The sequence below is a fragment of the Variovorax sp. DXTD-1 genome (assembly GCF_003984625.1).
Classification (GTDB): domain Bacteria; phylum Pseudomonadota; class Gammaproteobacteria; order Burkholderiales; family Burkholderiaceae_C; genus Variovorax.
The window spans coordinates 66,512-92,695 of sequence record NZ_RWKH01000012.1 but is presented as its reverse complement, the minus strand read 5'-3'; the positions used below and the strand labels follow the sequence as shown (position 1 = coordinate 92,695).

Below are 26,184 nucleotides of genomic sequence, written 5' to 3'. Positions count from 1 at the left end.
GCTTCTAGAATCCCGCCGGATGGAAGAAATTACCCGTTTGATTGCCGTTCGCCATGGCGAAACCGCCTGGAACGTCGACACGCGCATTCAGGGCCAGCTCGACATCGGGCTCAACGCCACCGGCTTGTGGCAGGCCAAGCGTGTGGGGCAGGCACTGGCGGACGAAGACATCGGCGTGATCTACGCGAGCGACCTCTCGCGCGCCTGGCAGACCGCGCAGGAGATCGCAAAACCCCACGGCCTCACGGTGCTGCCCGAGCCCGGCCTGCGCGAACGCGCCTTCGGCCGCTTCGAGGGCATGAGCTTTGCCGAAATCGAGGCGACGCTCCCCGAGCAAGCCAGGCGCTGGCGCGAGCGCGACCCTGAATTCGAGCCCGAAGGCGGTGAGAGCCTGCTGGTTTTCCGCGATCGCGTGACGCGCATCGCATCGACGCTCGCCGCCCGCCACCCCGGCCAGCTGGTCACGCTGGTGGCGCACGGCGGCGTGATGGACGTGCTCTACCGCGCTGCCACCCGCCAGGAGCTGCAGGCGCCGCGCACCTGGCAGCTCGGCAATGCGGCCATCAACCGCATGCTGTGGACGGCCGAGGGCTTCAGCCTGGTCGGCTGGAGCGACACCGCCCACCTGGCAGCGGACGACGACGTTCTGGACGAAACAACCACCTAGGCGTGCGATGCCGTGCCGTGCGCCGCGGCGGCTTCGGCCTTCGCTTCGCCCGGCAGGTCGACCATCGGCCCGGTGCCGCTGTAGCGGTCGAGCGCCAGGTAGATGGCGGGCGTGATGTAGAGCGTGATCACTTGCGAGAAGATCAGCCCGCCCACCACGGCCACGCCCAGCGGCTGGCGCAGTTCGGCGCCGGCACCCAGCCCCAGCGCGAGCGGCAGCGCGCCCATCAGCGCCGCCAGCGTGGTCATGAGAATCGGGCGAAAGCGCAGCCGGCAGGCTTCGCGGATGGCATCGACCGGCTTCATTCCTTCGGTGCGCTGCGCGTCGAGCGCGAAGTCGATCATCATGATCGCGTTCTTCTTCACGATGCCGATCAGGAGCAGGATGCCGATGGTCGCGATCAGCGTCAGGTCGAAGCCGAATATCTTCAGCGAGATCAACGCGCCCACCGCCGCGGACGGCAGCCCGGCCAGGATGGTCAGCGGGTGGATGTAGCTTTCGTACAGCACGCCCAGCAGCACGTAGATGACCAGCACGGCCAGCACCAGCAGCACGGCCTGGCTCGATTGCGAACTCTGGAACACCGCCGCATCGCCGCCGTAGGTGGTGATGATCGACTGCGGCATCTTCAGCTCTTCCTTGAACTGGTCGATCTTCGCGGTCGCGTTGCCCAGCGGCACGTCGGGCGCGAGGTTGAACGACACCGTCACCGCCTGCAGCTGGCCCTGGTGGTTGACCGAGGTCGGCCCCACCGTGCGCTTGACGGTCGAGAAGGCCGAGAGGGGCACCAGCCGGCCGGTGGTGCTGCGCACCGAGAGGCGCGAGACATCGTCCTCGAACTGCCGGTCGCTGTCCGCGGCCGAGAGAATCACCTGGTAGGTGTTGCTCGCGCCGTAGATGCTGCCGATCTGCCGGTCGCCATACGCGTTGTAGAGCGCCAGCCGCAGGTCGCCCACCGCAACGCCGAGCACGCCGGCCTTGTCGCGGTCGATTTCGAGCGTGGCCTGCAGGCCGCGGTTCTGCGAGTCGCTGGTCACGTCGCGGAAGACCGGGTCGGCGCGCATGCGCTCCATGAGCCGCGTGGACCACGGCGCCATTTCGCCGGCGTTCACGCTTTGCAGCGTGTACTGGAAGCGCGCCTTGCTCTGGCGCCCGCCCAGGCGCAGGTTCTGCACCGGCTGCATGTAGACCGCAATGCCTGGAATCTCGCGGAAGCGCTGGCGCAGCGATTCGAGCACCTTGGCCATCTTGGGGCGCTCGCTGCGCGGCTTGAGCACAGCAAAAAGACGGCCTGAGTTCTGCGTGGCGGTCGGCCCGCCCACGCCGACGAAAGAGCTCACGTAGGCCACGCTCGGGTCAGCCTGGAGTGAGGCGGCCACGCGCTCTTGCAGCGCATTCATGGCGGTGAACGAGATGTCCTCGGCAGCTTCGGTGGTGATCTGGATCTGCCCGATGTCTTCTTCGGGGAAGAAGCCCTTCGGAATGGAAACGAACAGCCAGGCCGTGACGACGAAGGTGGCGCCGGCCACCAGCAGCATCAGCGTGCGATGGCCGAGCGTCCAGTCGAGCGTTCGCATGTAGCTGCCGTGCACCCAGCGGTAGCCGCGCTCGAAAGCGCGGCCGATGGCGGTTCCGGGTTCCGGATGCTCTTCTTCGTGGTCGATGGCACCTTCGGGCCGCGGTGTGTGCTTGAGCAGCCGGCTCGCAAGCATCGGCACCAGCGTGAGCGACACGACGGCCGACACCAGCACGGCCAGCGCCACCACCACCGCGAACTCATGGAACAGCAGGCCGATCACGCCCGGCATGAAGAAGATGGGGATGAACACCGCCACCAGCGAGATCGAGATGGAGATGATGGTGAAGCCCACCTCTCGCGCGCCGCGCAGCGCCGCCGCGAAGGGCTCCATGCCCTTTTCGACATAGCGCATGATGTTTTCGAGCACCACGATGGCGTCGTCCACCACCAGGCCCACGGCCAGCGTGATGCCGAGCAGGGACACGTTGTCCAGGCTGTAGCCGAAGGCATAGAGCAGCGCCACCGCGCCGATCAACGAGATGGGGATGGTGACGGCCGGAATCAGCGTGGCCACCAGCCGGTGCAGGAACAGGAAGATCACCATGACCACCAGCGCGATGGTGCCCAGCAGCGTGAGCTGCACGTCATGCACCGCCTCGCGGATGGACAGCGATCGGTCGTTCACCATGTGGATCTCGACCGACTGCGGCAACTCGGCCTTGAAGCGAGGAATGAGCGCGCGCACCGCGTCCACGACTTCCACCGTGTTGGCATTCGGCTGCCGCTGCACGGCCAGCGAGATGGAGCTCTGGCCGTTGAAGCTGCTCGCGGTCTTGACCGACTCGAAGCTGTCTTCGATGGTGGCCACTTCGTCGAGCCGCACCGGGGCGCCGTTGCGCTGGCCGATGATCAGCTTGGCAAAGTCCTCGGCCTTCGTGAGTTGCCGGTTGGCCTGGATGGTGAGCGTCTGGCGCGGGCCGTCGAGCGTGCCGACGGGCGTGTTGGCATTGGCCGAATTCACCGCCCTGGCGAGCTCGTCGAGCGTGATGTTGCGCGCGTTCAGCAGATCGGCGTTGGCCTTGATGCGCACCGCGAAGGCCTTGCGCCCGTACACGGCCACCTGCGCCACGCCGTCGATAGTGGAGAGCGTGGGCGAGATCAGGTTCTCGGCATAGTCGTTGAGCTCCGAGGGGTTCATCGACGGCGAAATGAGCGCAATGAACAGCACCGGCGCATCGGCCGGATTCACCTTGCGGTACGAAGGCAGCTGCGTCAGCTCTTGCGGCAGCTGGCGCTGGGCGCGCAGCAGCGCGGCCTGCACGTCGACGGCGGCGGCATCGATGTCGCGGCTGCTCACGAACTCGAGCGTGATCGAACTCACACCCTGGGTGTTGACCGAGCTGATGGTCTGCAGGCCCGGAATGGTCGAGAACTGCTTCTCGAGCGGCAGCGCCACCGACGAGGCCATGGTGTCCGGGCTTGCCCCCGGCAACTGGGCATTCACGTTGATGACCGGCGTGTTGTAGCTCGGCAGCGCGGCGACCGGAATGCTGAAATACGCAAAGATGCCCGCCACCACCACCGCGGCGGACAACAGCACCGTCAAGGCGGGACGGCGGATGCACAGCTCCGAGATGTTCATGCGCGTTCCCGCGGGGTCTTGATGTCCGATGAGGCTGCGCTGCCCGGCGTGACGCCGGTCGTGCCCGCCGGCGCGGCCTTTGCGTCGACGCGGACCTTGCCACCCGGGCGCACGTTCTGGCTGCCCTCGATGACCACCTGCTCACCCGGCTCGACGCCGCTCACCGCCACCTTGGTGCCGAAGGTATAGAGCACCTGGACCTTGCGGCGCGCCGCGGTGCCGGCATGGTCGACCACGTAGAGCGAGGCACCGTCGGGCAGCATCATGAGCGCCGCGGCAGGCACCACGGTGGCGCCTGCCAGCGTGCGCACCGTGATGCGCGTGCCCACGAACTGGCCGGGCCACAGGCTCTGGTCGGCGTTGTCGAACACCGCCTTCGCGCGCACGGTGCCGATCTGCGGATCGACCGTGTTGTCGACGAAATTGAGCACACCGCTCAGTGGCTCTTGGCGCCCGGTCACGAGCGCCTCGACCTTGGCGCGGCTGCGCGCTGCGGCCAGCAGGTCTTGCAGATTGGCCTCGGGCACGGGGAAGCTCACCGCAATGGGGTCGAGCTGCGTGATGGTGACCAGCGACAGCGTGGGCTGCACCAGTGTGCCGGGATAGATGTTGACGGCGCCGATGCGCCCCGCAATGGGCGCTCGCAGCGTGGCGTACCCCAGCGCCACTTGCGCCGACTGCACCGCGGCGCGATCGGCGGCCACTGCGGCGCGCTGCGCCTCGAGCTGCGACAGCGTGGCGTCGCTGGCGCTCTTCGAGATGAAGTTCTGCGCCAGCAGTTCCTGGCTGCGCTTGTACTGGCGCTCCAGGTCGGCCAGCGTGGCCTCGTCGCGCTTCTGCTGCGCGCGGGCGCGGGCCAGATTGGCCTGGTCGTTGCGGTCGTCCAGCGTGAAGAGCAGCTGGCCCTCCTTGACGAACTGCCCTTCCTTCACGTGCACCGCCGCCACGGTATTGGTCACCTGCGGCCGGAGATCGACGCTGTTGAGGGACACCACGCTGCCGTTGACCTGGACCGTGACAGGTACGTCCTGCCGCACGGCGGTTGCGAGCGTTACCAGTGCCGGCGGCGCGCCGTCGGCGGGTGCTGCGCCCTTGGCGCCTGCGGCGGGCTTGGCATTGCCTGCGGCAAGCCGATCGCCAGATCCGCTCCACCACCATCCTGCGGCGGCTACGATAGACACACCTGCAAGGGCGAAGACGAGTTTTTTCTTCATGGATTTTTTGTGCACTTTGGGCTGACAGCGGCTATTGGATCAGCGGCCAGTTCACAGTGTCGACGGGTACCGTAAAGATAAGTAAAGCGGCAACGCAATGGCCCGTGCACAACCCGCTGTGGCAGGCGCAAGGCCGAAATCAACCTCGCCGCTAAAATCGCCGCTCCACAGCCTCTGGATATACCCCATGAACCGCTGCAAGAAACCCACGAATGCTCTCACTTTCATAGCGCTTTGCACAGTAGCTGCAAGCCTTTTTTCCATTGACGCGGCGGCCCAGGCCGACATTCCCCGGCCGCAGACCCAGAACGAGTCGCTCGTAGGCGGCCGCACGTTCCCGGTCGGCACGCTGCGCGGCAAGTTCATGGTGATCGACGGGGTCGACGTCGAACTCGACGGCAAGCCTGACCGCATGGCGCCGGGCGGACGCATCCGCAGCGCCCAGAACATGCTGGTCATGTCGAGTGCCATCACGGGTCAGAAATTCTTGGTCAATTACACGCGTGACGCAGCAGGCCTGCTGCGCGAGGTCTGGATCCTGACGCCCGACGAAGCCGTTGCCAGGCGCGAATCGCTCGACAAGCCGCTCTTGAACATCTGGCCGTTCACCACGAACGACACCGTCAACACGCAATAAAAATGCCAGCGGGCCCTCGCCCGCCGCGCCTCCGGACGCCGCGCGCGTCCGGTATTCCGCCTTCCCGCTCGGGAGGGCAAGAGAGCACCCCATGAGCAAAAAAGTCTTTATCAAAACCTTCGGCTGCCAGATGAACGAGTACGACTCGGACAAGATGGCCGATGTGCTGAACGCCGCGCAGGGCTACGAGCCCACCCAGAACGTGGACGAGGCCGACCTGATCCTGTTCAACACCTGCTCGGTGCGCGAAAAGGCCCAGGAGAAGGTGTTCTCCGACCTGGGCCGCGTGAAGCACCTGAAGGCCAAGGGCGTGAAGATCGGCGTGGGCGGCTGCGTGGCCAGCCAGGAGGGCGATGCCATCATCGCGCGCGCTCCTTATGTCGACATCGTGTTCGGCCCGCAAACGCTGCACCGCCTGCCCGAAATGCTGAACGACCGCGAGCGGCTGGACCGCCCGCAAGTGGATATCAGCTTTCCCGAGATCGAGAAGTTCGACCACCTTCCGCCCGCGCGGGTGGAGGGCGCTACGGCGTTCGTGTCGATCATGGAAGGCTGCTCCAAATACTGCAGCTACTGCGTGGTGCCCTACACCCGCGGCGAGGAAGTGAACCGACCGCTGGACGACGTGCTGGTGGAGATTGCCGGGCTGGCCGACCAGGGCGTGCGCGAGGTCACGCTGCTCGGGCAGAACGTGAACGCCTACCGAGGCCGCATGGGCGATACGGCCGAGATTGCCGACTTCGCCCTGCTCATCGAATACGTGGCCGAAATTCCCGGCATCGAGCGCATCCGCTACACGACCAGCCACCCGAACGAATTCACGCCCCGGCTGATCGAGGCCTACGCCAAGGTGCCGCAGCTGGTGAGCCACCTGCACCTGCCCGTGCAGCACGGCAGCGACCGCATCCTCATGGCCATGAAGCGCGGCTACACCGCCATGGAATACAAGAGCACGGTGCGCAAGCTGCGCGCCATCCGGCCCGAGCTTGCGCTCTCCAGCGACTTCATCGTCGGCTTCCCCGGCGAAACCGACGAAGACTTTGCCAAGATGATGAAGCTGATCGACGACTGCCAGTTCGACAACAGCTTCAGCTTCATCTTCAGCCCGCGCCCCGGCACGCCGGCCGCGGCGCTGCACGACGACACGCCCCATGCGGTGAAGCTCGCGCGCCTGCAAACGCTGCAGCGCGTGATCGACGGCAACGTGCGCCGCTTCGGCGATGCGCTCGTGGGCACCACGCAGCGCGTGCTGGTCGAAGGGGCTTCGCGCAAGGACGCGAACGAGCTGATGGGCCGCACGGAGTGCAACCGCGTGGTCAACTTCGAAGGCGATGCACGGCTCGTCGGGCAGATGGCCGACCTGCGCATCACGCGCTCGCTCGCCTACACGCTGCGCGGCGAAGTGACCACGCGCGAAACGTCGACGGCGCCGGCTTCGGCCGCGCTCGCCGCCTGATGGCGAAACGGCCATCGACGCGGGGCTCGTTCCAGCAGCTCCTTCTTTTCGCATTCCTGCTGATCACCGCCCTGCTGGTGGGCGTGGTGCTGCGCTCGGTGTTCCAGTACGACGCGCTCATGAGCCAGAGCCGCGATGCGGCCGCCCGCGCGCTGCGGCTCTCGGGCGCGGCCCAGTCGCTGGCCGAGCGCAGCGCGGCCATGGAGCGCGCCGGGCGCCAGTCGCTGGTGCTGAACGACGCCGTGTTGCGCCGCCGCTTCGACGACGCCGCGCGTGAAGCGCACCAGGTGCTCGAACGGCTGGAGAACAACGGCCTTGCGCCGGCGGGAATCCAGATGTGGCGCGCCCAGCTCGGCGTGATCGAAGGCCTGATGAGCGGAAGCGCCGACAGTGCGCTCTCGCGCGAAAGCACCATGGCCATGCAGTTCCGCGAACTCGATTCGCTGAACACCAACCTGGCGCAGCAGGCGCAGTTCCTCATCGAAACGCAGAACGACGCGCTGGCCAAGCGCATCGAGAACGCACGCAGCCGCCTGATGCGCGAGGTGATCGCCGCCAGCGTGCTCGCGGTGTCGCTGGCACTGGCTTTCGGTATCTGGCTGGCGCGCCCGTTCAAGCGGCTGGAGCACGCCATCGTCGGCCTCGGGCAAAACCGGCTCGACGAGCCGATCGACATTCGCGGTCCGGCGGACATCCGGCGCGTGTCGCAGCAGCTGGAGTGGCTGCGCTTGCGCCTGACCGAACTGGACGCCGACAAGGCGCGCTTCCTGCGCCATGTGTCGCACGAGCTGAAAACGCCGCTGGCCGCGCTGAGGGAAGGTGTCTCGCTGCTCGAAGACGGCGTGACGGGCCCGCTCAACCCGGCCCAGCTGGAAGTGGCGCAAATCCTGAACCAGAACACCGTGTCGCTGCAGGGCCAGATCGAGGCGCTGCTGCGCTTCAATGCCGCGGCCTTCGAGGCGCGCGAGCTGCGCCGGGAACGCACCGAGCTGCTGCCGCTGATTGAAGAACAGATCGAGGCGCAGCGACTGCAGTGGCAAGCGCACGGCCTGCGCGTGCGCGCAGAGGGCGAACCGCTCACGGTCACGGTGGACCGCACCAAGCTCGGCACCGCCATTGCCAACCTGCTGTCCAACGCCATTCGCTATTCGGCGCGCGGCGGAGTCATCAATATCGTCGTGTCGAGCACGCCGGATTCGGCCTGCATCGATGTCAATGACGCCGGCCCGGGTATTGCCGAAAGCGACCGCGACCGCATTTTCGAGCCGTTCTACCGGGGCGAACGCCAGCCCGAGCATGCGGTCAAGGGCACCGGCATCGGCCTTTCCATCGTGCAGGAGTACATTGCTGCCCATGGAGGCCGCATCACCCTGCAGCCGAGCGGGCCTGGCGCGCGCTTTCGCATCGAACTGCCGCGCACGGCCTGATCCCGGATCCAGCCTCCAGAACAACCCATCGCGAATCCCTCGTGAAGCCTTCGGGCATCCACCTGAAACACTGCCTCTTGTCTTTCCTTCGTCGATCCATGTCTTTTTCGTTCGTCCGCAGTTCGACCTTCTCCGGGGCGATGGCCGTGCCTTTCGTCCTGCTGCTGGCCGCCTGCGCGACGCAGCCCGAGCCCCCGGCCGAGGCCATCGCCCTGCCGCCGCCACCCGTGGTGCCGCGCGTGATGCCCGTGGAGGCCGAGCCCACCGCACCCGCCACGCAGCCGGCCTCGCTCTTCACGCTGATGACCCAGGGGCCCGTGGCAGCCATGCTGGCCTATGCCGACAAAGTGCGTCCGCTTGGCGGTGCCGAGTTGAGCGCCGAGATCACCCGCGCCGGCGATCCGGGCGATTCGCCCAGCGCACAGATGCAGCTGGCGCTGCTGCTTGCACAAACGCGCGTGCCGGCCGACCTGGCGCGCGCCCTTGGCCTGATGCAGCGTGTGGCCGCCAACCCCTCGCCCGAAGCGCAGCCGCTGCAGCCGCTCGCGCGCGCACTGGCTGCGCGCTACGTGGAGCAGCGCCGCGTCGAGGACGACCGCGACAAGCAGGTGCAGCAGTTGCGCGAAAGCCAGCGCCGCATCGACCAGCTGAACGACCGCATCGAGGCGCTGCGCGCCATTGAGCGCAGCTTTGCGCGCCCGAACGCACCGGCGCCGGCCTTGCATCCACCCAACGGCACCAAGCCCACTCCATGAATATCCAGCGGCTGCAAAAAGAGGTTCTTCGATGAGCACGACCGGCGCGCGCCTGCTGGTGGTGGACGACGATCCGGACATGCTGCGGCTGCTCTCGATGCGGCTGAGTTCGGTCGGCTACCAGGTCACGGCCGTGACCTCGGCGGAAACCGCGCTCACGCAGCTCGAGATCGAGCACCCGCAGCTGGTGCTCAGCGACGTGCGGCTGCCCGGGCGCGACGGCCTCCAGCTGTTCGATGAAATAAGAAAGCGCCACCCTTCCCTGCCGGTGATCCTGCTCACCGCGCACGGCACCATTCCCGATGCGGTCGAGGCCACGGCGCGCGGCGTGTTCACCTACCTCACCAAGCCGTACGACGGCCGCGAGCTTCTCGACAAGATCGCCCAGGCGCTGGCACTGGGCGCGCCCGCCAGCACGCCCGCCAGGGCCGGCGACGAAAGCTGGCGCGCCGAAATCGTGAGCCGCAGCAACCGCATGTCCGAACTGCTGGCCGAGGCGCGCATGGTCGCCAAGTCAGACGCCTCGGTGCTTTTGCGCGGCGACAGCGGCGCCGGCAAGGAACTGCTGGCGCGTGCCATTCACCGCGCGAGCGCTCGGGCCGACAAGCCCTTCGTGGCCGTCAATTGCGGCGCCATTCCCGAGGCGCTGCTCGAGTCGGAACTGTTCGGCCACATGAAGGGCGCCTTCACCGACGCCCATGCCAACCACAAGGGCCTGTTCCAGCAGGCCGACCGCGGCACGCTGCTGCTGGACGAAATCGGTGACATGCCGCCCGCGCTGCAGGTCAAGCTGCTGCGGGTGCTGCAGGAGCGCGCGGTACGGCCGCTCGGCGCCAGCCAGTCGATCGAGGTCGACGTGCGCATCATCTCGGCCACCCACCGCGATCTGGACGCGGCCATGGAAGCGGGCCAGTTCCGCGAAGACCTTTATTACCGCCTGAACGTGGTCACGCTCACGTTGCCGCCGCTGTCGGCGCGGCGCGAGGACATTCCACTCCTGGCCAATCACTTCCTGCAGAAGCTGTCGACCAAGTACGGCAAGCGCCTGTCCGGCTTTGCGCCCGAGGCGCTGAAGGCACTGGCCACCGCCGCCTGGCCGGGCAACGTGCGGCAGCTCTACAACGTGGTGGAACAGGTTTGCGCGCTGTCGAGCTCGCCGCTCATTCCGCTGGCGCTGGTGCAGCGGGCGCTGCGCGTGCCGACGGTCGAGGTCCAGACCTATGCCGAGGCCAAGCAGCGTTTCGAGCGCGACTACCTGGTCGGGCTCCTCAAGCTCACCGACGGCAACGTGGCCGACGCGGCCCGCCTGGCCGACCGAAATCGCACCGAGTTCTACCGCCTGCTGCAAAAGCACGAACTCACCCCGGGCCACTTCAAGGCCGACCCTGTCGCTCCGGGCAGCGAGCCTGTCGCCGACTAGCGACGGCGCTAAGTCATTGATTTGAAAGGCTCTTTTCCTTCAGCCTCCGAGGCTTGTCGGGATTCGGCGACAAAAACAGGGGTTTCGGAGCCCGCCAACCGGCTCTAACTCCGAAAATCGCATCCAGATCGCGCCAAGTTGTTGATCTGAAAGCGTTTTTTCATCCTGGCACAGGGTTTGCCCCTGTACAGGCATGACAGCACTCAACAGCCCATCTTTCGCACTGCGCCAGCAGCGCGACGGCCTGCGTCAAAAGCAGTTTTCCCCCGTGCGGCCCCGGGCCGCCGGTCATTCGCTGGCCGCGCTCGCAAGCGCAGGCGGCGCCGAACCGGATTGCGTGATCAAGCGCTTTCCTGCCATTGGCGACACCCCTTCCCTCGACAAGCAACGTTGGTAAATCACACATGAAGCCAAACGACTTCTCCCAACTGAACGTGCTGACCGAAACCGACTTTTCGCACCGCAGCCCGGTGCGCGAAGAACGCCACCCCAATTCCGTGACCGCTCCGCCGGTCAACCGCGGTTCCATGGCGCCCCGCCCCTGGCGCGGCTTCTGGAACAGCATCGGCACCGCCTTGCTGGTCAAGCTCGGCGCCGGCGGCAAACCGGAAAGCCAGACCGCCGAAGCCGGCGCACAGGTCAAGCAGCCGTGGCAGCGCGCCGCGGCCCGCCGCCGCAACGCCTTCATGCTGCTCACCGTGCTGAACACCGTGGTCGCCTCCGCGCTGTTTGCCGGCGTGCAGCCCGACTACGACAACATCTGGCTCGAATACGGCCAGATCGGCCTGTACGGCCTGCTTTCGGGCTGGGTCGTCACCGGCTTTGTCACGGCGCTCATGGGTTTCTACGTCTCGGTGCGCGGCGACAAGCACGCGCTGTCGGTCAAGCAGGTGGCCCACCACCCGATGAACCCCGAGGCACGCACCGCGATCATCATGCCGATCTGCAACGAGGACGTTGCCACGGTGTTCGCCGGCCTGCGCGCTACGTGCGAATCGGTTGCGGCCACCGGCCACGCGAAGCAGTTCGACGTGTTCGTGCTGTCCGACAGCTACTCGCCCGAAACCGCCGCCGCCGAGCGCGCTGCCTGGGAAGACCTTCGCGCCGCACTGGCCGACAGCCCGAACCAGCCGCAGGTCGAGGTGTATTACCGCCTTCGCACCCGCCGCACGCATCGCAAGGCCGGCAACGTGGCCGACTTCTGCCGGCGCTGGGGCAAGGACTACCGCTACATGGTGGTGCTCGACGCCGACTCCGTGATGAGCGGCGACTGCCTGACCTCGATGGTCAAGCTGATGGAAGCCAACCCCACCGCCGGCATCATCCAGACCGCCACCCAGGCCATCGGCCACGTGACGCTGCATGCCCGCGCGCAGCAATTCGCCTCCCGCGTGACGGGCCGCCTGTTCACGCTGGGCATGCAGTTCTGGCAACTGGGCGAATCGCACTACTGGGGCCACAACGCGATCATCCGCGTCGAGCCCTTCATGAAGCACTGCGCGCTGGCTCCCATCAAGGGCACCGGCGGCATGTCGGGCGGCATCATGTCGCACGACTTCGTCGAAGCCGCGCTGATGCGCCGCGCCGGCTACAACGTGTGGCTCTGCGCCGACCTCGTCGGCAGCTACGAGCAGCAACCACCGGACCTGCTGGCCGAACTCCAGCGCGACCGCCGCTGGTGCCAGGGCAACCTGCAGAACGCCCGCCTGATGGCCGAACCCGGCATCCACCCGGTGCACCGCGCAATGTTCGTGACCGGCACCATGGCGTATGTCTCGGCACCGCTGTGGCTCGCTTTCCTGACGCTCGGCACCGCGCTGTGGCTGAGCGGCTCCAGCCTCATCTCCAGCTGGAGCGTGCTGCCGGCGGAACTGGCCGGCCTGTGGATCTGGACCCTGTGCCTGTTGTTCCTGCCCCGCGTGCTCGGCATTGCCGCCGTGCTGATGCGCGGCGAGCAACGCCAGTACGGCGGCCTGTGGGGCCTGGTGAAGAGCTCGGTGCTCGAAAGCGCCCTGGCCATCGTGCAGGCACCGGTTCGCATGCTGGCTCACTCGCTGTTTGTGCTGGTCGCCCTCACCGGCATCAAGCTCGACTGGAAGTCGCCCCCGCGTGAAGCCGCTGCCGTGCCGTGGAAGATTGCCGTGTCGCAACTCGCTCCGATGAGCATCGTGGTCGGTGCGCTGGCCCTGGGCGTTGCAATGATCGACCCGAGCGCGCTGATCTGGCTCATGCCGGTTGGCCTGCCGCTGCTGCTGGCCATTCCGCTCACGGTGCTGACCAGCCAGATCGCGCTGGGCACATCGCTGCGCGACCGCGGCTTCCTGCTGATTCCCGAGGAATCGCGTTCGCCGGCCGTGCTGCGCCGCGCCTGGATGCATGCGGTGCGCCTTGCGCGTCCGGCGGCACTGGCAACGGCCTGATGATCGACTGAAGCGCCGAAGCTCAGCGCAAACAAAAAAGCCGGCCACTGAGCCGGCTTTTTTCATGGAGAGGCTGCCAGGGCAGCAGCCGTCTCTCTATATATGACTAGAACGGCAGCTTGGGCCCACCGGGGCCACCCATTCCGCCCATGCCCTTCATGCCGCCCATCTTCTTCATCATCTTCATGAGGCCGCCGCCCTTCATCTTCTTCATCATGCCCTGCATCTGCTCGAACTCGTTGAGCAGGCGGTTCACTTCCTGAACCTGCACGCCAGCGCCGGCCGCAATGCGGCGCTTGCGCGTGGCCTTGAGCAGTTCGGGCTTGCGGCGTTCCAGCGGCGTCATGCTCTGGATGATCCCTTCCTTGCGGCGGATGTCGCGCTCGGCGCGGGTCATGTCGGCCTCGGTGGCCTTGGCGGCCATCTGCTGCGGCAGCTTGTCCATCAGGCTGGAGAGGCCGCCCATCTGCTTCATCTGCTGCAGCTGGCCGAGGAAGTCGTTCAGGTCGAAGCCCGCGCCGCTCTTGACCTTGGCCGCGAGCTTCTGCGCCGCCGCCACGTCGACGCCGGCCGTGACCTGCTCGACCAGCGCGACGATGTCGCCCATGCCGAGAATGCGGCCCGCATGGCGCTCGGCATCAAACACTTCGAGGCCGTCGATCTTCTCGCTCGTGCCGGCGAACTTGATCGGCACGCCAGTGACCTGCCGCACCGACAGCGCTGCACCGCCGCGCGAATCGCCGTCGGTCTTGGTCAGGATGATGCCGGTGAGCGGCAGCGCGTCCTTGAAGGCCTTGGCGGTGTTGATCGCGTCCTGGCCCTGCATCGCATCGACCACGAACAGCGTTTCGACCGGGTCGAGCGCACCGTGCAGCTGCTTGATTTCGGTCATCAGCACTTCGTCGATGGCCAGGCGGCCGGCCGTGTCGACCAGCAGCACATCGAAGAAGTGGCGCTTGGCGTGGTCGAGCGCGGCGCGTGCAATGTCGAGCGGCTTCTGGTCCGGCGTGCTCGGAAACCATTCGGCACCGGCCTGCCTGGTGACCATCTTGAGCTGTTCGATGGCCGCGGGCCGGTAGACGTCGCCCGACACCGTCAGCACTTTTTTCTTGCGCTTTTCGATCAGGTGCTTGGCGAGCTTGGCGGTGGTGGTGGTCTTGCCCGCGCCCTGCAGGCCGGCCATCAGAATGACTGCCGGCGGCTGGGCCGCAAGGTTGATGTCGGAGATGCCCTCGCCCATGGTGGCGGCGAGTTCGCGGTTCACGATGCCGACCAGCGCCTGGCCCGGCTTGAGCGAGCCCAGCACTTCCTGGCCGAGCGACTTTTCCTTCACGCGGGCGACGAAGTCGCGCACCACGGGCAGCGCCACGTCGGCCTCGAGCAGCGCCATGCGCACTTCGCGCAGCATGTCCTGCACGTTGCTTTCGGTAATGCGCGCCTGGCCGCTCATCGTCTTGACGAGGCGGGAGAACTTTTCTGAGAGGGCGGTGGCCATGGAAGAAATGCCTTGCTGCCCGCCGCGGCGGGTCATTGGGAAGTCGTGACTGATGTGGGTGTCGGCCGCTTGCGCCCCTTCGCGAAACACCGCCGGACCGGCTTTCGGGGCCGCAGGTGTTGCCCCCGACGGGGGTGGCGATGCGCCACGATGTGCGCGAAGACTTGGGGGCGAGCCTATTACACTCCTGCAATGATTTTAGCGATCCCCTCCCCACTTGCCGTGGCGCTGGGCATCGCCACCGCGGCTGCCTACGGATTTGCCGCCGCCGCGGGCGCCCGCCTGAGCCGAAAAGCCACCCAATGGGCCCTGGGGCTCGCATGGCTGCTGCATGCCGCGGTGCTGGCCCACGGCCTGGTCGGCAGCGAACCGCGCTTCGGCTTTGCGCCGGCGCTCTCCGTCACGGCATGGCTGGTGCTCACCGTCTACGCGGTCGAGAGCCGGATGTACCCGCAACTGAAAGTTCGGCGGGCGCTGGCGTGGCTGGGCGCGGCCGCGGTGGTGTTGGCCATTCTGTTTCCCGGCACGCCGCTGCACGTTTCGGCATCGCCCTGGCTGCCGCTGCACCTGGCGCTGGGCATTGCCTCGTATGGATTGTTCGGCGCCGCGGTGGTGCATGCCTGGTTGATCACACGGGCTGAAAAGCAGATCCGCCTGGCCACAGAGCCGCAGGCCGGGGTGCCGCTGCTCACGCTCGAACGGCTCACCTTCCGCTTCGTCACGGCGGGGTTCGTTCTGCTTTCCGCCACGTTGTTGGCAGGCCTGCTGTTCAGCGAAACGCTATACGGCGCCACCGTCCGAGCCTGGAAGTGGGACCACAAGACAGTGTTCTCGGTGCTGGCGTGGATGAGTTTTGCCGTGCTGCTGGTGGGGCGCGCACGCTTCGGCTGGCGCGGCCGCACGGCACGCCGCGTGCTGTACGCCGGCTCCGCCTTGCTGCTGCTCGCCTATGTGGGTTCGCGTTTTGTGCTCGAAGTGGTGCTGGCGCGCGGCACGGCATGAAATACCTGCTCGTCCTCGCGGTGCTCTGGGTGGCGATCTGGCTCTGGCGCAAGAACCGCCGCGAAGAAATGCGCGACGCGCAGCGCGAAAAGGCCGCCCGCGCGCAGCGCCAGCCCGCCGCACCTGCAGCGCCCAAGGCCATGCTTCGCTGCGCGCATTGCGGCCTGCACCTGCCTGCAAGCGATGCGCTCGGCGGCCCCGACGACGTGGTCTACTGCAGCGCCGCGCACCGTGAGGCCGCCGAGCGCGGCTGAACGGGTGCTGCCTCCATGAGCTCGTCTCTCTGGTCGCGCGGCGAAGCCGTCACCGACTGGGACGTGCTCGAACCCGGCCGCAGCGAAAGCGCCGCGCTGCTGCGGCTGTGGCGCGGCTTCATGGCGGCACGCTGTTTCGTGGCACTGGTGCTCGTGTTGCTGCAGGGCGTGTCCCTTGCGCTCGGTCAGACGATGCAGCCGCTGGCCATTGCGCTTTCGGCGGGCTACCTGGTGGCCACCTGGCTGGGTGCGCGCTACGCGCATTTCACGCCGCCGATCCGGGGCTTTGCGGCGCTCTGGTTCGTGACCATCGGCATCGATCTGGGCACCTTCACCGCGCTGCAGGTGCTGCAAGGCGGCAATATCAACTACACGCCGCTGTTCGCACTGCCGGTGCTCATGAGCGCGGTGCTCGGAACCGTCACCGTGGGCCTGGGCACCACGGCCACCGTCACGCTGCTGCTGCTGGCGGATGCGGGCTGGCACTGGCTCCAGCAGCCCGGCGATTCGTCCACCCGCTTCGTGCAGGCGGCGCTCACCGGCACCGGGCTCTTCGTGGTGGCGCTGCTGGCGCACGAGCTCGCGCGCCGGCTCGCGCGAGAGGAAGCAACCGCCGAGCGCAACCGCAGCAGCGCGCAGATGCAGGCGCAGGTGAACGACCTGGTGATCGAAACGCTGAGCGAGGGCGTGCTGGTGATCGACGCCGAAGGCCTGGTGCACGCGGCCAATCCGGCCGCCGATGCCATCCTCGGGCAGGGCCTGGCCAAGCTCCCGCTGCCCTTTGCGCTGCACACGCAGCCCGCATGGCATGCACTGGCTGCGCTGGCGCGCCAGACCTTTGCGCGCCGGGCGCCGCAATCCGAAGAAATTCCGGTGGCGCAAGCGCGCGGCGCGGCACGCGAGGTACGGGTGCGAACGCGGCTTACGCCCACCAGCGACCAGCGCGTGGACAGCCTGTGCGTGATGTTCCTTCAAGACCTGCGCGAACTCGAGGCCCGCATCCGCACCGAGAAGCTGGCGGCAATGGGCCGCATGTCGGCCGCGGTGGCGCATGAAATCCGCAATCCGCTGGCCGCCATCACGCAGGCCAGCGCGCTGCTCAACGAAGACCTCACCGATCCCGCGCACCGTAGGCTGACCAGCATGGTGCAGCACAACGCGCAGCGGCTCGCACGCATCGTGGACGACGTGCTCGACGTTTCGCGCGCACGCCAGCAGCGCGTGCTTTCGCTCGGCGAGCAGGTCGCGCTCGACCCCGCCGTGCGCGCCCTCGCCGAGGAATGGGTGCGCCAGACGCAACGCCCGGGCGTTCTGATCACGCTCGATGCCGCCGACAGCGAGGTGCGCTTCGACGTCGAACACCTGCGCCGGCTGCTGGTGAACCTGCTGGACAACGCGGCGCGCTACGCCGGCAAGCGCGAGGGCTCGATCCAGGTCGTCACCACCACGCAGCGCGGAAGCTCGGGGCGGCCGAGCCTGCAGGTGTGGAGCGACGGTGCGCCGCTGGAGCCGGCGGTGCAGCGCCATTTGTTCGAGCCGTTTTTCTCTTCCGAAAGCCGCTCCAGCGGACTCGGCCTGTTCCTGTGCCGCGAGCTGTGCCGGCGCCACGGCGCCACCATCGGCTACGAGCGGCGGGCGCTTGTGGCGGGCGGACCCGAGGGCAACGAATTCTTCGTCAGCTTCGCCCCCAGCGAAAACCGGCTGACACAATAGCGCCGTGAGCACTCCCAATCCCCCTTCCCTGCAGCGCCCGGCCAACATCCTGGTCATCGACGACGAGCCCGACCTGCGCACGCTGTACGAACTCACGCTGCTGCGCGAGGGCTACCGCGTGGAAGCCGCGGGCAGCGTTTCGGAAGCATGGGAGCACCTGGAGGCCGGGCAATTCGATGCGGTGATCACCGACATGCGGCTGCCCGACGGCCAGGGCATGGAAATCATCCATCGCATCCAGAAGGACCAGCGCACCGAGCGCTGCGTAGTGATGACGGCCTACGGTTCCGCCGAGAACGCGGTCGAGGCGCTGAAAGCCGGCGCGTTCGATTACCTGACCAAGCCCGTCGATCTGAAGCAGTTCCGCGCCGTGGTCGCGTCCGCCGTGCAGGCGCAGCAGGCCGCGCCCGCCAAGACCATGAAAGCGGCACCGGCGGCACAAGGCGAACGTGCCGGCGACACGCCCGGCGTGACAGGCAGCGGCATTGCGGCGCTCGAACGGCTGGTGGGCAACTCGGAGCCGATGCGCCTGGTCAAGTCGCGCATCGCCAAGGTGGCCCGCGGCATGGCACCCGTGCTGGTGCGCGGCGAATCGGGCACCGGCAAGGAGCTGGTGGCCCGCGCCGTGCATGCCTGCAGCCAGCGCAGCGACGGGCCGTTCGTCGCCGTCAACTGCGGCGCCATTCCGGAGAACCTGCTCGAGGCCGAATTCTTCGGCGCACGCAAGGGCTCGTACACCGGCTCGTCGCAAGACCGGGACGGCTATTTCCAGGCCGCGCGCGGGGGCACGCTGTTCCTCGACGAAATCGGCGACCTGCCGCTGGCCATGCAGTCCAAGCTGCTGCGCGCGATCCAGGAACGCAGCGTGCGCTCCATCGGTTCCACGCAGGAAGACGCGGTCGACGTGCGCATCGTGAGCGCCACGCACAAGGACCTGCATGCCGAGGTCAACGCTGGCCGCTTCCGCCAGGACCTGTTCTACCGGCTCAACGTGATCGAGATTGCGGTGCCCGCGCTGCGCGACCGGCGCGAAGACCTGCCGGCCCTGTGCGCCGCATTGCTCGCGCGCATTGCGCACGACGGCGGACTGCCGGTGCCGCATCTTTCCGCCGACCTGCTGCAACGTCTCGCGCAGCATCCGCTGCACGGCAATGTGCGCGAACTTGAAAACCTGCTGCACCGCGCCGTGGCACTCAACGACGGCGACGAATTGCACCTGGACCTGATGGGCGGTGGACAGCCCGCCGTCGCGGGGCTTGCCGCTTCGGCGCCCTCGTCTTCACCGCCGCCGGGCGACGGTGAACCGCCCGCCGCTGCGGCGCCCGCAGCCGCAGCCTTCGTGGAGCCCAAGACCGCACCGCCGCCCTTGCCGTCCGACCTGCAGGCCTACCTCGACCAGCAGGAGCGCGAAATTCTCGTACGCGCGCTGCATGAAAGCGGCTTTAACCGCACCGCGGCCGCCGCGCGGCTCGGCATGAGCCTGCGCCAGATCCGCTATCGCATCGCACGGTTGGGCATCACCACGCCCAACGGCGATGAAGGTACCGCGAGCAATGCCGACGACTGAAGCAGCAACGTCGAACGCGAGCGGCGACGACGGCCTCTGGCACGCCGGCTGGTACCGCTTTGCAAAGGCGCTGCAATCGCCGAATTTCGGCCCGCGACCGGCAGGCGCGCAGACCGACCTGATCGTGCTGCATTCCATCAGCCTGCCGCCCGGCGAATATGGCGGCGATGCGGTGCAGCAGCTCTTCGCGAACCAGCTCGACTGGGACGCTCACCCTTACTTCCAATCCATTCGCGGCCTGCAGGTTTCCTCGCACTTCTATGTGCGGCGCAACGGCGAACTCTGGCAGTTCGTGAGCTGCGACGACCGCGCGTGGCATGCCGGCGTGTCGTCCTGGCGCGGCCGCGAAAACTGCAACGACGACTCGATCGGCATCGAGCTCGAAGGCCTCGAAGGCCAGCCCTTCGACGAGGCCCAATACGAAACGCTGGCCAGCCTTTGCGCGGCGATTGCGCAGCACTACGCCATCGCGTTCATCGCGGGCCATGAGCACATTGCGCCGGGCCGCAAGCAGGATCCGGGCGCGGGCTTCGATTGGCAATTGCTGCGCGGCCAGCTCGGCTGGAGTCCGCGGATGTTTCCCGAACAGGTGCTGCCGCTCTAATTTTTTTAATCGGTCGGCGGTATGCGATGCGGCGTTCTTGCGCCGCAGCAATCTCTAAAATCCAGAGCGCGCCTCCAGCAACCATGCGCCTTGCAGGCCCAAATCCGCTTGCAAGCCATAGCCCGCGCGGGTTGCGTAACCATAGGCCAGTATTCATGGGGCATCGCTGGCCAAGTGCCGCGCCCAAACAAATACGCCACTGTGTTGAATATCTCAAAAAACACTACATCTAGTGGTTGTAGACGCTTCACACCCTAGATATAGTGTCTTCCGTCCGGTCATCACGCACCGGCGCAATGCCCCGCCAAGGCATTGCCACCCAACAAGAATTGCCACACCGAGAGGAAGCGAATGCAAACAGCCCTGAACACCCCATCGACCCCGCGTGCCGTTCCCTCGACGCCGCAGCAGCAACGAGACACTGCTGGCTCGCCCACCGGTCAGAACCTCGCGCACTACCAGATCATTCGCCGCAACGGCGCTGTGGTTCCCTTCGAACCCAACAAGATCGCCATCGCGATGATGAAAGCCTTCCTGGCGGTGCACGGCACCCAGGGCGCGGCTTCGGCCAGCGTGCGTGAAACCGTCGACGCCCTCACTCAAGGCGTGATCCGCGCCATGGTCCGCTCGCGTCCGGGCGGCGGCACCTTCCACATCGAAGACGTGCAAGACCAGGTCGAGCTCGGCCTCATGCGCGGCGGCCACCACGAAATTGCGCGCGCCTATGTGCTGTACCGCGAGCGCCGCACGCAAGAGCGCTCCAAGCAAGGCACGCAGGAAGCGCCGGCCGTGCCGATGCTCCACGTACTGGACCGCGGCGAGCGCGTGGCGCTCGACCTGAACGAACTCAAGGGCCTGATCGAATCGGCTTGCGAAGGCCTGGGCGACGGCATCAGCGCCGCGCCGATCGTCGCCGAGACGATGCGCAACCTGTATGACGGCGTGCCGCTCGACGAGGTGTACAAGGCCTCGATCCTGGCCGCCCGCACGCTCATCGAGAAGGACCCCGACTACACCTTCGCGACCGCCCGCCTGCTGCTGCACACGATCTTCAAGGAAATCATCGGCCGCGAAGTCATGCCCGCCGAGCGCGCGCAGACCTACGCCGACTACTTCCCGCAGTTCATCAAGAAGGGCGTCGAGAACGAACTGCTCGACGAAAAGCTGCTGCAGTACGACCTGCCCCGCCTGGGCGCGGCGCTCAAGGCCGAGCGCGACAACCAGTTCGACTACCTCGGCCTGCAAACGCTGTACGACCGCTACTTCCTGCACGTGCGCAAGTCGCGCATCGAGCTCCCGCAGGCTTTCTTCATGCGCGTGGCGATGGGCCTCTCGCTGAACGAAATCGACCGCGAAGCCCGCGCCATCGAGTTCTATGAAGTGCTGTCGTCGTTCGACTTCATGTCGAGCACGCCCACGCTCTTCAACGCCGGCACGCTGCGCTCGCAGCTTTCCAGCTGCTACCTGACGACCGTGCCCGACGACCTGGACGGCATCTACGAGTCGATCAAGGAAAACGCGCTGCTCTCCAAGTTTGCGGGTGGCCTGGGCAACGACTGGACCCGCGTGCGCGCGCTGGGCAGCCACATCAAGGGCACCAACGGCGAATCGCAGGGCGTGGTCCCGTTCCTCAAGGTGGTGAACGACACCGCCGTGGCGGTGAACCAGGGCGGCAAGCGCAAGGGCGCGGTCTGCACGTATCTTGAAACCTGGCACCTCGACATCGAGGAGTTCCTGGAGCTGCGCAAGAACACCGGCGACGACCGCCGCCGCACGCACGACATGAACACGGCCAACTGGATTCCCGACCTCTTCATGCGCCGCGTGATGGAAAAGGGCACCTGGACGCTGTTCTCGCCGTCGAACGTGCCCGACCTGCACGACCTCTTCGGCGCCGACTTCGAGAAGGCGTATGTCGCCTACGAAGAAAAGGCCGCGCGCGGCGAGATCAAGCCCGCCCGCACCATCCAGGCGTCGGACCTGTGGCGCAAGATGCTCACGATGCTGTTCGAGACCGGCCATCCCTGGATCACGTTCAAGGACGCCTGCAACGTGCGCTCGCCGCAGCAGCACGCCGGCGTGGTTCACTCGTCGAACCTGTGCACCGAAATCACGCTGAACACCAGCGACACCGAAACCGCCGTCTGCAACCTGGGTTCCGTGAACCTGCTGCAGCACCTGAAGGACGGCAAGGTCGACCAGGAAAAGCTCAAGAAGACGATCTCGACCGCGATGCGCATGCTCGACAACGTGATCGACATCAACTACTACGCCGTGAAGAAGGCGCGCGACTCGAACCTGCGCCACCGTCCGGTCGGCCTGGGCCTGATGGGCTTCCAGGACGCGCTGTACGAACTGCGCATTCCCTACGCCTCGCAGGAAGCCGTGCAGTTTGCCGACGAGTCGATGGAAGCCATCTGCTATCACGCCTACTGGGCTTCGACCGAGCTGGCCAAGGAACGCGGCAAGTACTCGAGCTACAAGGGCTCGCTGTGGGACAAGGGCATCCTGCCGATCGACACACTCGACCTGCTTGAAAAAGCACGCGGCGGCTACGTCGAGGTCGACCGCTCGGCCACCCTCGACTGGGACGCGCTGCGCCAGAAGATCAAGGCCGACGGCATGCGCAACTCCAACTGCGTGGCCATCGCCCCGACCGCGACGATCTCGAACATCATCGGCGTCGACGCTTCCATCGAGCCTTGCTTCGGCAACCTCTCGGTCAAGTCGAACCTGTCGGGCGAATTCACCGTGATCAATCACTACCTGGTGCGCGACCTGAAGCGCCTGGGCCTATGGGACGACGTGATGGTGATGGACCTGAAGCACTTCGACGGTTCGCTGCGTCCGATCGACCGCGTGCCGCAAGACGTGAAGGCGCTCTACGCCACCGCGTTCGAAGTGGAAACCACGTGGCTCGTCGAAGCCGCCTCGCGCCGCCAGAAGTGGATCGACCAGGCGCAGTCGCTCAACATCTACATGGCCGGCGCATCGGGCAAGAAGCTCGACGACACCTACAAGCTCGCATGGCTGCGCGGCCTGAAGACCACCTACTACCTGCGCACGCAGAGCGCGACGCACGCGGAGAAATCCACGGTGCAGTCGGGCCGTCTCAACGCGGTGTCGTCGGGCAGCGATGCACCTTCGGGCATGAGCGCACTCGACGCAGCAGCTGCCGCAGCAAAGGCGCAGATGAACGCGATTCCCGCAACCGACATCGCGTTCTGCGGCGTGGACGATCCGACTTGCGAAGCATGCCAATGACGCGTCAGTGAAGAGAGCGAGGTCCATGCACAACGCGCGAACCCTCACTCGATCACGGCATTGACTGACATCGCGCGATGCATGAGAGCAACATAACAACCACATAAATGGAGCGCGACGTGAACGAGCACTTTGCAACTCACATCGTTGCTCCGATAATTGAGCATTGGATTTTTCTATGTTGACCTGGGACGAAGAAGTCAAGCCCTCCTTACCAAAGGATATGCAACAAGGATTGCAGCAACACCACGCATCGACCAGCGGCTTGCCCGCAGGCCGACCGGTGGACGCTCCGACTTCGTCGATTGCACAACCCACGGCCCCCGTCGCAGCGCAGCGCGTCAAGGCTTCCGACAAGCGCATCATCAACGGCCAGACCGACGTCAACCAGCTGGTGCCGTTCAAGTACAAGTGGGCTTGGGAAAAATACCTCGCCACTTGCGCCAACCACTGGATGCCGCAAGAAGTGAACATGACGCGCGACATCGCGTTGTGGAAAGACCCGAACGGCCTGACCGAAGACGAGCGCCGCATCGTCAAGCGCAACCTCGGCTTCTTCGTGACCGCCGACTCGCTGGCCGCTAACAACATCGTGCTGGGCACCTACCGCCACATCACGGCGCCCGAATGCCGCCAGTTCCTGCTGCGCCAGGCTTTCGAGGAAGCGATCCACACGCACGCGTACCAGTACATCGTCGAGTCGCTCGGCCTGGACGAGAGCGAGATCTTCAACGCCTACAACGAAGTGCCGTCGATCCGCGAGAAGGACCAGTTCCTGATCCCGTTCATCGACGCCATCAGCGACCCCCACTTCAAGACCGGCACGCACGAAACCGACCAGACGCTGCTCAAGTCGCTCATCGTGTTCGCCTGCCTGATGGAAGGCCTCTTTTTCTACGTCGGCTTCACGCAAATTCTTGCGCTGGGCCGCCAGAACAAGATGACCGGCGCCGCCGAGCAGTACCAGTACATCCTGCGCGACGAGTCGATGCACTGCAATTTCGGCATCGACCTGATCAACCAGCTCAAGCTCGAGAACCCCGGCCTTTGGACCAACGAGTTCAAGGCCGAGATCAAGGCCCTCTTCATGAAGGCCGTCGAGCTCGAGTACAAATACGCCGAAGACACCATGCCGCGCGGTGTGCTCGGCATGAACGCCTCCATGTTCAAGGGCTACCTGCGCTACATTGCCAACCGGCGTGCACAGCAGATCGGCCTCGAAACGCTCTTCCCGAACGAGGAAAACCCGTTCCCCTGGATGAGCGAAATGATTGACCTGAAGAAAGAGCGCAATTTCTTCGAGACCCGCGTGATCGAGTACCAGTCGGGTGGCGCGCTCTCCTGGGATTGAATCTTTCCGATAAGAATTAATGAATTCAAGAATTGCCCTTGCCACCGATCGCGCCGAAGAGCGCGGCATGGATGAGGGCTCAGGTGTTCATGGTGCTGGAGCACAGATTCCAACGCCATGAATCGCTTTGCGCTACCAACGTGCGCGGAGTGCTTCAATAGGTTGATTTTTTCAACTTGATCAAGGAGAAATAGAAATGGCAACTGCAAAGAAAGCGCCGGCTAAGAAAGCCGCTGCAAAGAAGGCTCCGGCAAAGAAGGTCGCGGCCGCTAAGAAGGCTCCCGCCAAGAAGGTAGCTGCGAAGAAGGCTCCGGCCAAGAAGGTCGCAGCCAAGAAGGTAGCCGCCAAGAAGGCGCCTGCGAAGAAGGTAGCCGCCAAGAAGGCAGCTCCGGCAAAGAAGGCCGCTGCCAAGAAGGCTCCGGCGAAGAAGGCCGCAGCGAAGAAGGCTCCTGCCAAGAAGGCGGCGGCGAAGAAGGCTCCGGCGAAGAAGGCCGCTGCCAAGAAGGCCCCTGCGAAGAAGGCTGCCGCCAAGAAGGCTCCTGCCAAAAAGGCTGCGGCCAAGAAAGCCGCGAAAAAGCCCGCTGCCAAGCCTGCCGCTGCTGCCAAGAAGCCTGCTGCGAAGAAGGCCGCCAAGGCAGCTCCTGCCGCAGCGCCTGCTCCTGCTGCGCAAACGACGCTGAACCCGCAGGCAGCCTGGCCGTTTCCGACGGCCAGCAAGCCCTGAGCTTCTCAGCGGCCTTGACGGCAAAAAGCCCGGCACCTCACGGTGTCGGGCTTTTTTTATGCGCGCCGCTCACAAGGGGGAGCGAGCAGGCGGCGGCTCAGAGGCCCAGCGCCTTCTTGTCGATCTGGTAGTTCTGAGGCCCGCGCTGCGCGATCTTGAGCGCACCGATGCGGTTGCCAAGTGCCGCGCATTGCGCAAGCGGCCATTCCTTTTCAAGGCCGAACAGCAGCGCGCCGCGCCATGCATCGCCGCAGCCGGTGGGTTCGACCACCGCGGTCGGCTTCACGCCCGGCACGTGCTCGCGCTCGCCGTCGGTCCACACTTCGCAGCCCTCGGCCGCCAGCGTGACCACCAGCCCGCGTACACGCTTTGAGATTTCGGCCAGGCTCCAGCCGGTGCGCTGCGAAAGCATCTTGCCCTCGTAGTCGTTGACGACCACCCAGCTTGCCAGGTCGATGAAGTGCTTGAGCGCTTCGCCATCGAACATCGGCAGGCCCTGGCCCGGATCGAACACGAACGGAATGCCGGCGGCAGCGAATTGCTCCGCATGCTGCAGCATCGCTTCGCGGCCATCGGGCGCGATGATGCCGACGCGAATGTCTTCGCGCGCGGCAATCTTCGTGAGGTGCGCCTGCTGCATCGCACCGGGATGAAACGCGGTGATCTGGTTGTTGTCGACGTCGTTCATGATCATCGCTTGCGCGGTGAAGGTGTCGTCGAGTTGGCGCACGAACTCGGTGCTGATGCCCAGCGTGCGCAGGCGCTCCAGGTAGTCGGCTCCGTCGCTTCCGAGCGTGGCCATCGGCAATGCCGTGCCGCCCAGCGCGTTGAGGCTGTAGGCGATGTTGCCGGCACAGCCGCCAAAGTCACGCCGCAGGCCCGGCACCAGGAAAGACACATTGAGGATGTGCAGCTGGTCCGGAAGAATCTGGTCGGCAAACCGGCCCTCGAAAGTCATGATGGTGTCGAACGCGAGGGAACCGCAAATCACTGCTGCCATGGTGAGCCGTTGGTTGAAGGATGAATGGATGAAATGGACGAGGCGCGGGTCGA

Annotated in this window: 20 protein-coding genes; 16 read left to right on the top strand and 4 right to left on the bottom strand. The window is 66.0% G+C overall.

From position 1 onward, the window contains the following. Positions 1 to 19 precede the first annotated feature (19 nt). A complete protein-coding gene (locus EJI00_RS13235; protein ID WP_126747972.1) occupies positions 20 to 667 on the top strand; it encodes a histidine phosphatase family protein in 648 nt (215 codons plus the stop codon). Here the strand turns inward: EJI00_RS13235 and EJI00_RS13230 are convergent. Next, positions 664 to 3,828, bottom strand: a complete 3,165-nt coding sequence (locus EJI00_RS13230) for an efflux RND transporter permease subunit (protein ID WP_126747971.1) — start codon at positions 3,826 to 3,828, stop codon at positions 664 to 666. The genes EJI00_RS13235 and EJI00_RS13230 overlap by 4 nt on opposite strands. Next, positions 3,825 to 5,042, bottom strand: coding sequence for an efflux RND transporter periplasmic adaptor subunit (locus EJI00_RS13225; protein ID WP_185868128.1), 1,218 nt, complete (start codon positions 5,040 to 5,042; stop codon positions 3,825 to 3,827). Before EJI00_RS13225 ends, EJI00_RS13230 begins: the two co-directional genes overlap by 4 nt. 187 nt (positions 5,043 to 5,229) lie before the next feature. Between EJI00_RS13225 and EJI00_RS13220 the strand changes: the two genes are divergently transcribed. The 7 genes from EJI00_RS13220 (at position 5,230) to mdoH (ending at position 13,157) form a co-directional block, all read left to right on the top strand. Next, the gene (locus tag EJI00_RS13220) at positions 5,230 to 5,679 is read left to right on the top strand and encodes a hypothetical protein (protein ID WP_126747970.1); all 450 of its coding nucleotides are present in this window, start codon (positions 5,230 to 5,232) and stop codon (positions 5,677 to 5,679) included. A gap of 91 nt (positions 5,680 to 5,770) precedes the next feature. Then, the gene (gene miaB / locus EJI00_RS13215) at positions 5,771 to 7,135 is read left to right on the top strand and encodes a tRNA (N6-isopentenyl adenosine(37)-C2)-methylthiotransferase MiaB (protein WP_126747969.1); all 1,365 of its coding nucleotides are present in this window, start codon (positions 5,771 to 5,773) and stop codon (positions 7,133 to 7,135) included. Continuing rightward, on the top strand, positions 7,135 to 8,562 hold the full coding sequence (locus EJI00_RS13210) for a sensor histidine kinase (protein WP_126747968.1): 1,428 nt from the start codon (positions 7,135 to 7,137) through the stop codon (positions 8,560 to 8,562). The genes miaB and EJI00_RS13210 overlap by 1 nt, the downstream gene beginning before the upstream one ends. A 98-nt stretch (positions 8,563 to 8,660) precedes the next feature. Next, the gene (locus EJI00_RS13205; RefSeq protein ID WP_126747967.1) at positions 8,661 to 9,317 is read left to right on the top strand and encodes a hypothetical protein; all 657 of its coding nucleotides are present in this window, start codon (positions 8,661 to 8,663) and stop codon (positions 9,315 to 9,317) included. A 31-nt stretch (positions 9,318 to 9,348) separates the two neighbouring features. Further along, a complete protein-coding gene (locus tag EJI00_RS13200) occupies positions 9,349 to 10,737 on the top strand; it encodes a sigma 54-interacting transcriptional regulator (protein ID WP_126747966.1) in 1,389 nt (462 codons plus the stop codon). 193 nt (positions 10,738 to 10,930) lie between these two features. Continuing rightward, positions 10,931 to 11,134 (top strand): hypothetical protein, encoded by a 204-nt coding sequence (locus EJI00_RS13195; protein WP_126747965.1) that lies wholly within the window; start codon positions 10,931 to 10,933, stop codon positions 11,132 to 11,134. A 7-nt stretch (positions 11,135 to 11,141) separates the two neighbouring features. After that, positions 11,142 to 13,157, top strand: coding sequence for a glucans biosynthesis glucosyltransferase MdoH (gene mdoH, locus EJI00_RS13190; protein ID WP_126747964.1), 2,016 nt, complete (start codon positions 11,142 to 11,144; stop codon positions 13,155 to 13,157). 106 nt (positions 13,158 to 13,263) lie between these two features. On the opposite strand, the gene ffh is transcribed toward mdoH, so the two are convergent. Then, positions 13,264 to 14,652 carry a signal recognition particle protein gene (ffh, locus tag EJI00_RS13185; RefSeq protein WP_126747963.1) on the bottom strand — a complete coding sequence of 463 codons (1,389 nt, stop codon included), beginning with the start codon at positions 14,650 to 14,652 and terminating at the stop codon, positions 13,264 to 13,266. 192 nt (positions 14,653 to 14,844) lie between these two features. Here ffh and EJI00_RS13180 point away from each other — a divergent pair, with 192 nt between their 5' ends. The 8 genes from EJI00_RS13180 to EJI00_RS13145 all read left to right on the top strand — a co-directional run bounded on the left by EJI00_RS13180 (position 14,845) and on the right by EJI00_RS13145 (position 25,131). Next, positions 14,845 to 15,654, top strand: a complete 810-nt coding sequence (locus EJI00_RS13180; RefSeq protein ID WP_126747962.1) for an inner membrane protein YpjD — start codon at positions 14,845 to 14,847, stop codon at positions 15,652 to 15,654. Continuing rightward, a complete protein-coding gene (locus EJI00_RS13175) occupies positions 15,651 to 15,908 on the top strand; it encodes a PP0621 family protein (protein WP_126747961.1) in 258 nt (85 codons plus the stop codon). The genes EJI00_RS13180 and EJI00_RS13175 overlap by 4 nt, the downstream gene beginning before the upstream one ends. Positions 15,909 to 15,923: 15 nt before the next feature. Further along, positions 15,924 to 17,621, top strand: a complete 1,698-nt coding sequence (locus tag EJI00_RS13170; RefSeq protein ID WP_126747960.1) for a two-component system sensor histidine kinase NtrB — start codon at positions 15,924 to 15,926, stop codon at positions 17,619 to 17,621. Positions 17,622 to 17,625: 4 nt separating this feature from the next. After that, on the top strand, positions 17,626 to 19,188 hold the full coding sequence (locus EJI00_RS13165; RefSeq protein ID WP_409514018.1) for a sigma-54-dependent transcriptional regulator: 1,563 nt from the start codon (positions 17,626 to 17,628) through the stop codon (positions 19,186 to 19,188). Continuing rightward, a complete protein-coding gene (ampD, locus tag EJI00_RS13160) occupies positions 19,175 to 19,792 on the top strand; it encodes a 1,6-anhydro-N-acetylmuramyl-L-alanine amidase AmpD (protein WP_126747959.1) in 618 nt (205 codons plus the stop codon). Before EJI00_RS13165 ends, ampD begins: the two co-directional genes overlap by 14 nt. Positions 19,793 to 20,143: 351 nt before the next feature. Continuing rightward, on the top strand, positions 20,144 to 23,056 hold the full coding sequence (locus EJI00_RS13155) for a ribonucleoside-diphosphate reductase subunit alpha (protein ID WP_126747958.1): 2,913 nt from the start codon (positions 20,144 to 20,146) through the stop codon (positions 23,054 to 23,056). Positions 23,057 to 23,234: 178 nt separating this feature from the next. Continuing rightward, entirely contained in the window at positions 23,235 to 24,407 is a 1,173-nt protein-coding gene (locus EJI00_RS13150; protein WP_126747956.1) for a ribonucleotide-diphosphate reductase subunit beta, read from the top strand. Between the two features lie 196 nt (positions 24,408 to 24,603). Then, on the top strand, positions 24,604 to 25,131 hold the full coding sequence (locus EJI00_RS13145; RefSeq protein WP_055801757.1) for a histone H1-like DNA-binding protein: 528 nt from the start codon (positions 24,604 to 24,606) through the stop codon (positions 25,129 to 25,131). A gap of 97 nt (positions 25,132 to 25,228) precedes the next feature. On the opposite strand, the gene EJI00_RS13140 is transcribed toward EJI00_RS13145, so the two are convergent. Continuing rightward, positions 25,229 to 26,131, bottom strand: a complete 903-nt coding sequence (locus EJI00_RS13140; protein ID WP_126747955.1) for a carbohydrate kinase family protein — start codon at positions 26,129 to 26,131, stop codon at positions 25,229 to 25,231. Positions 26,132 to 26,184: the final 53 nt, after the last annotated feature.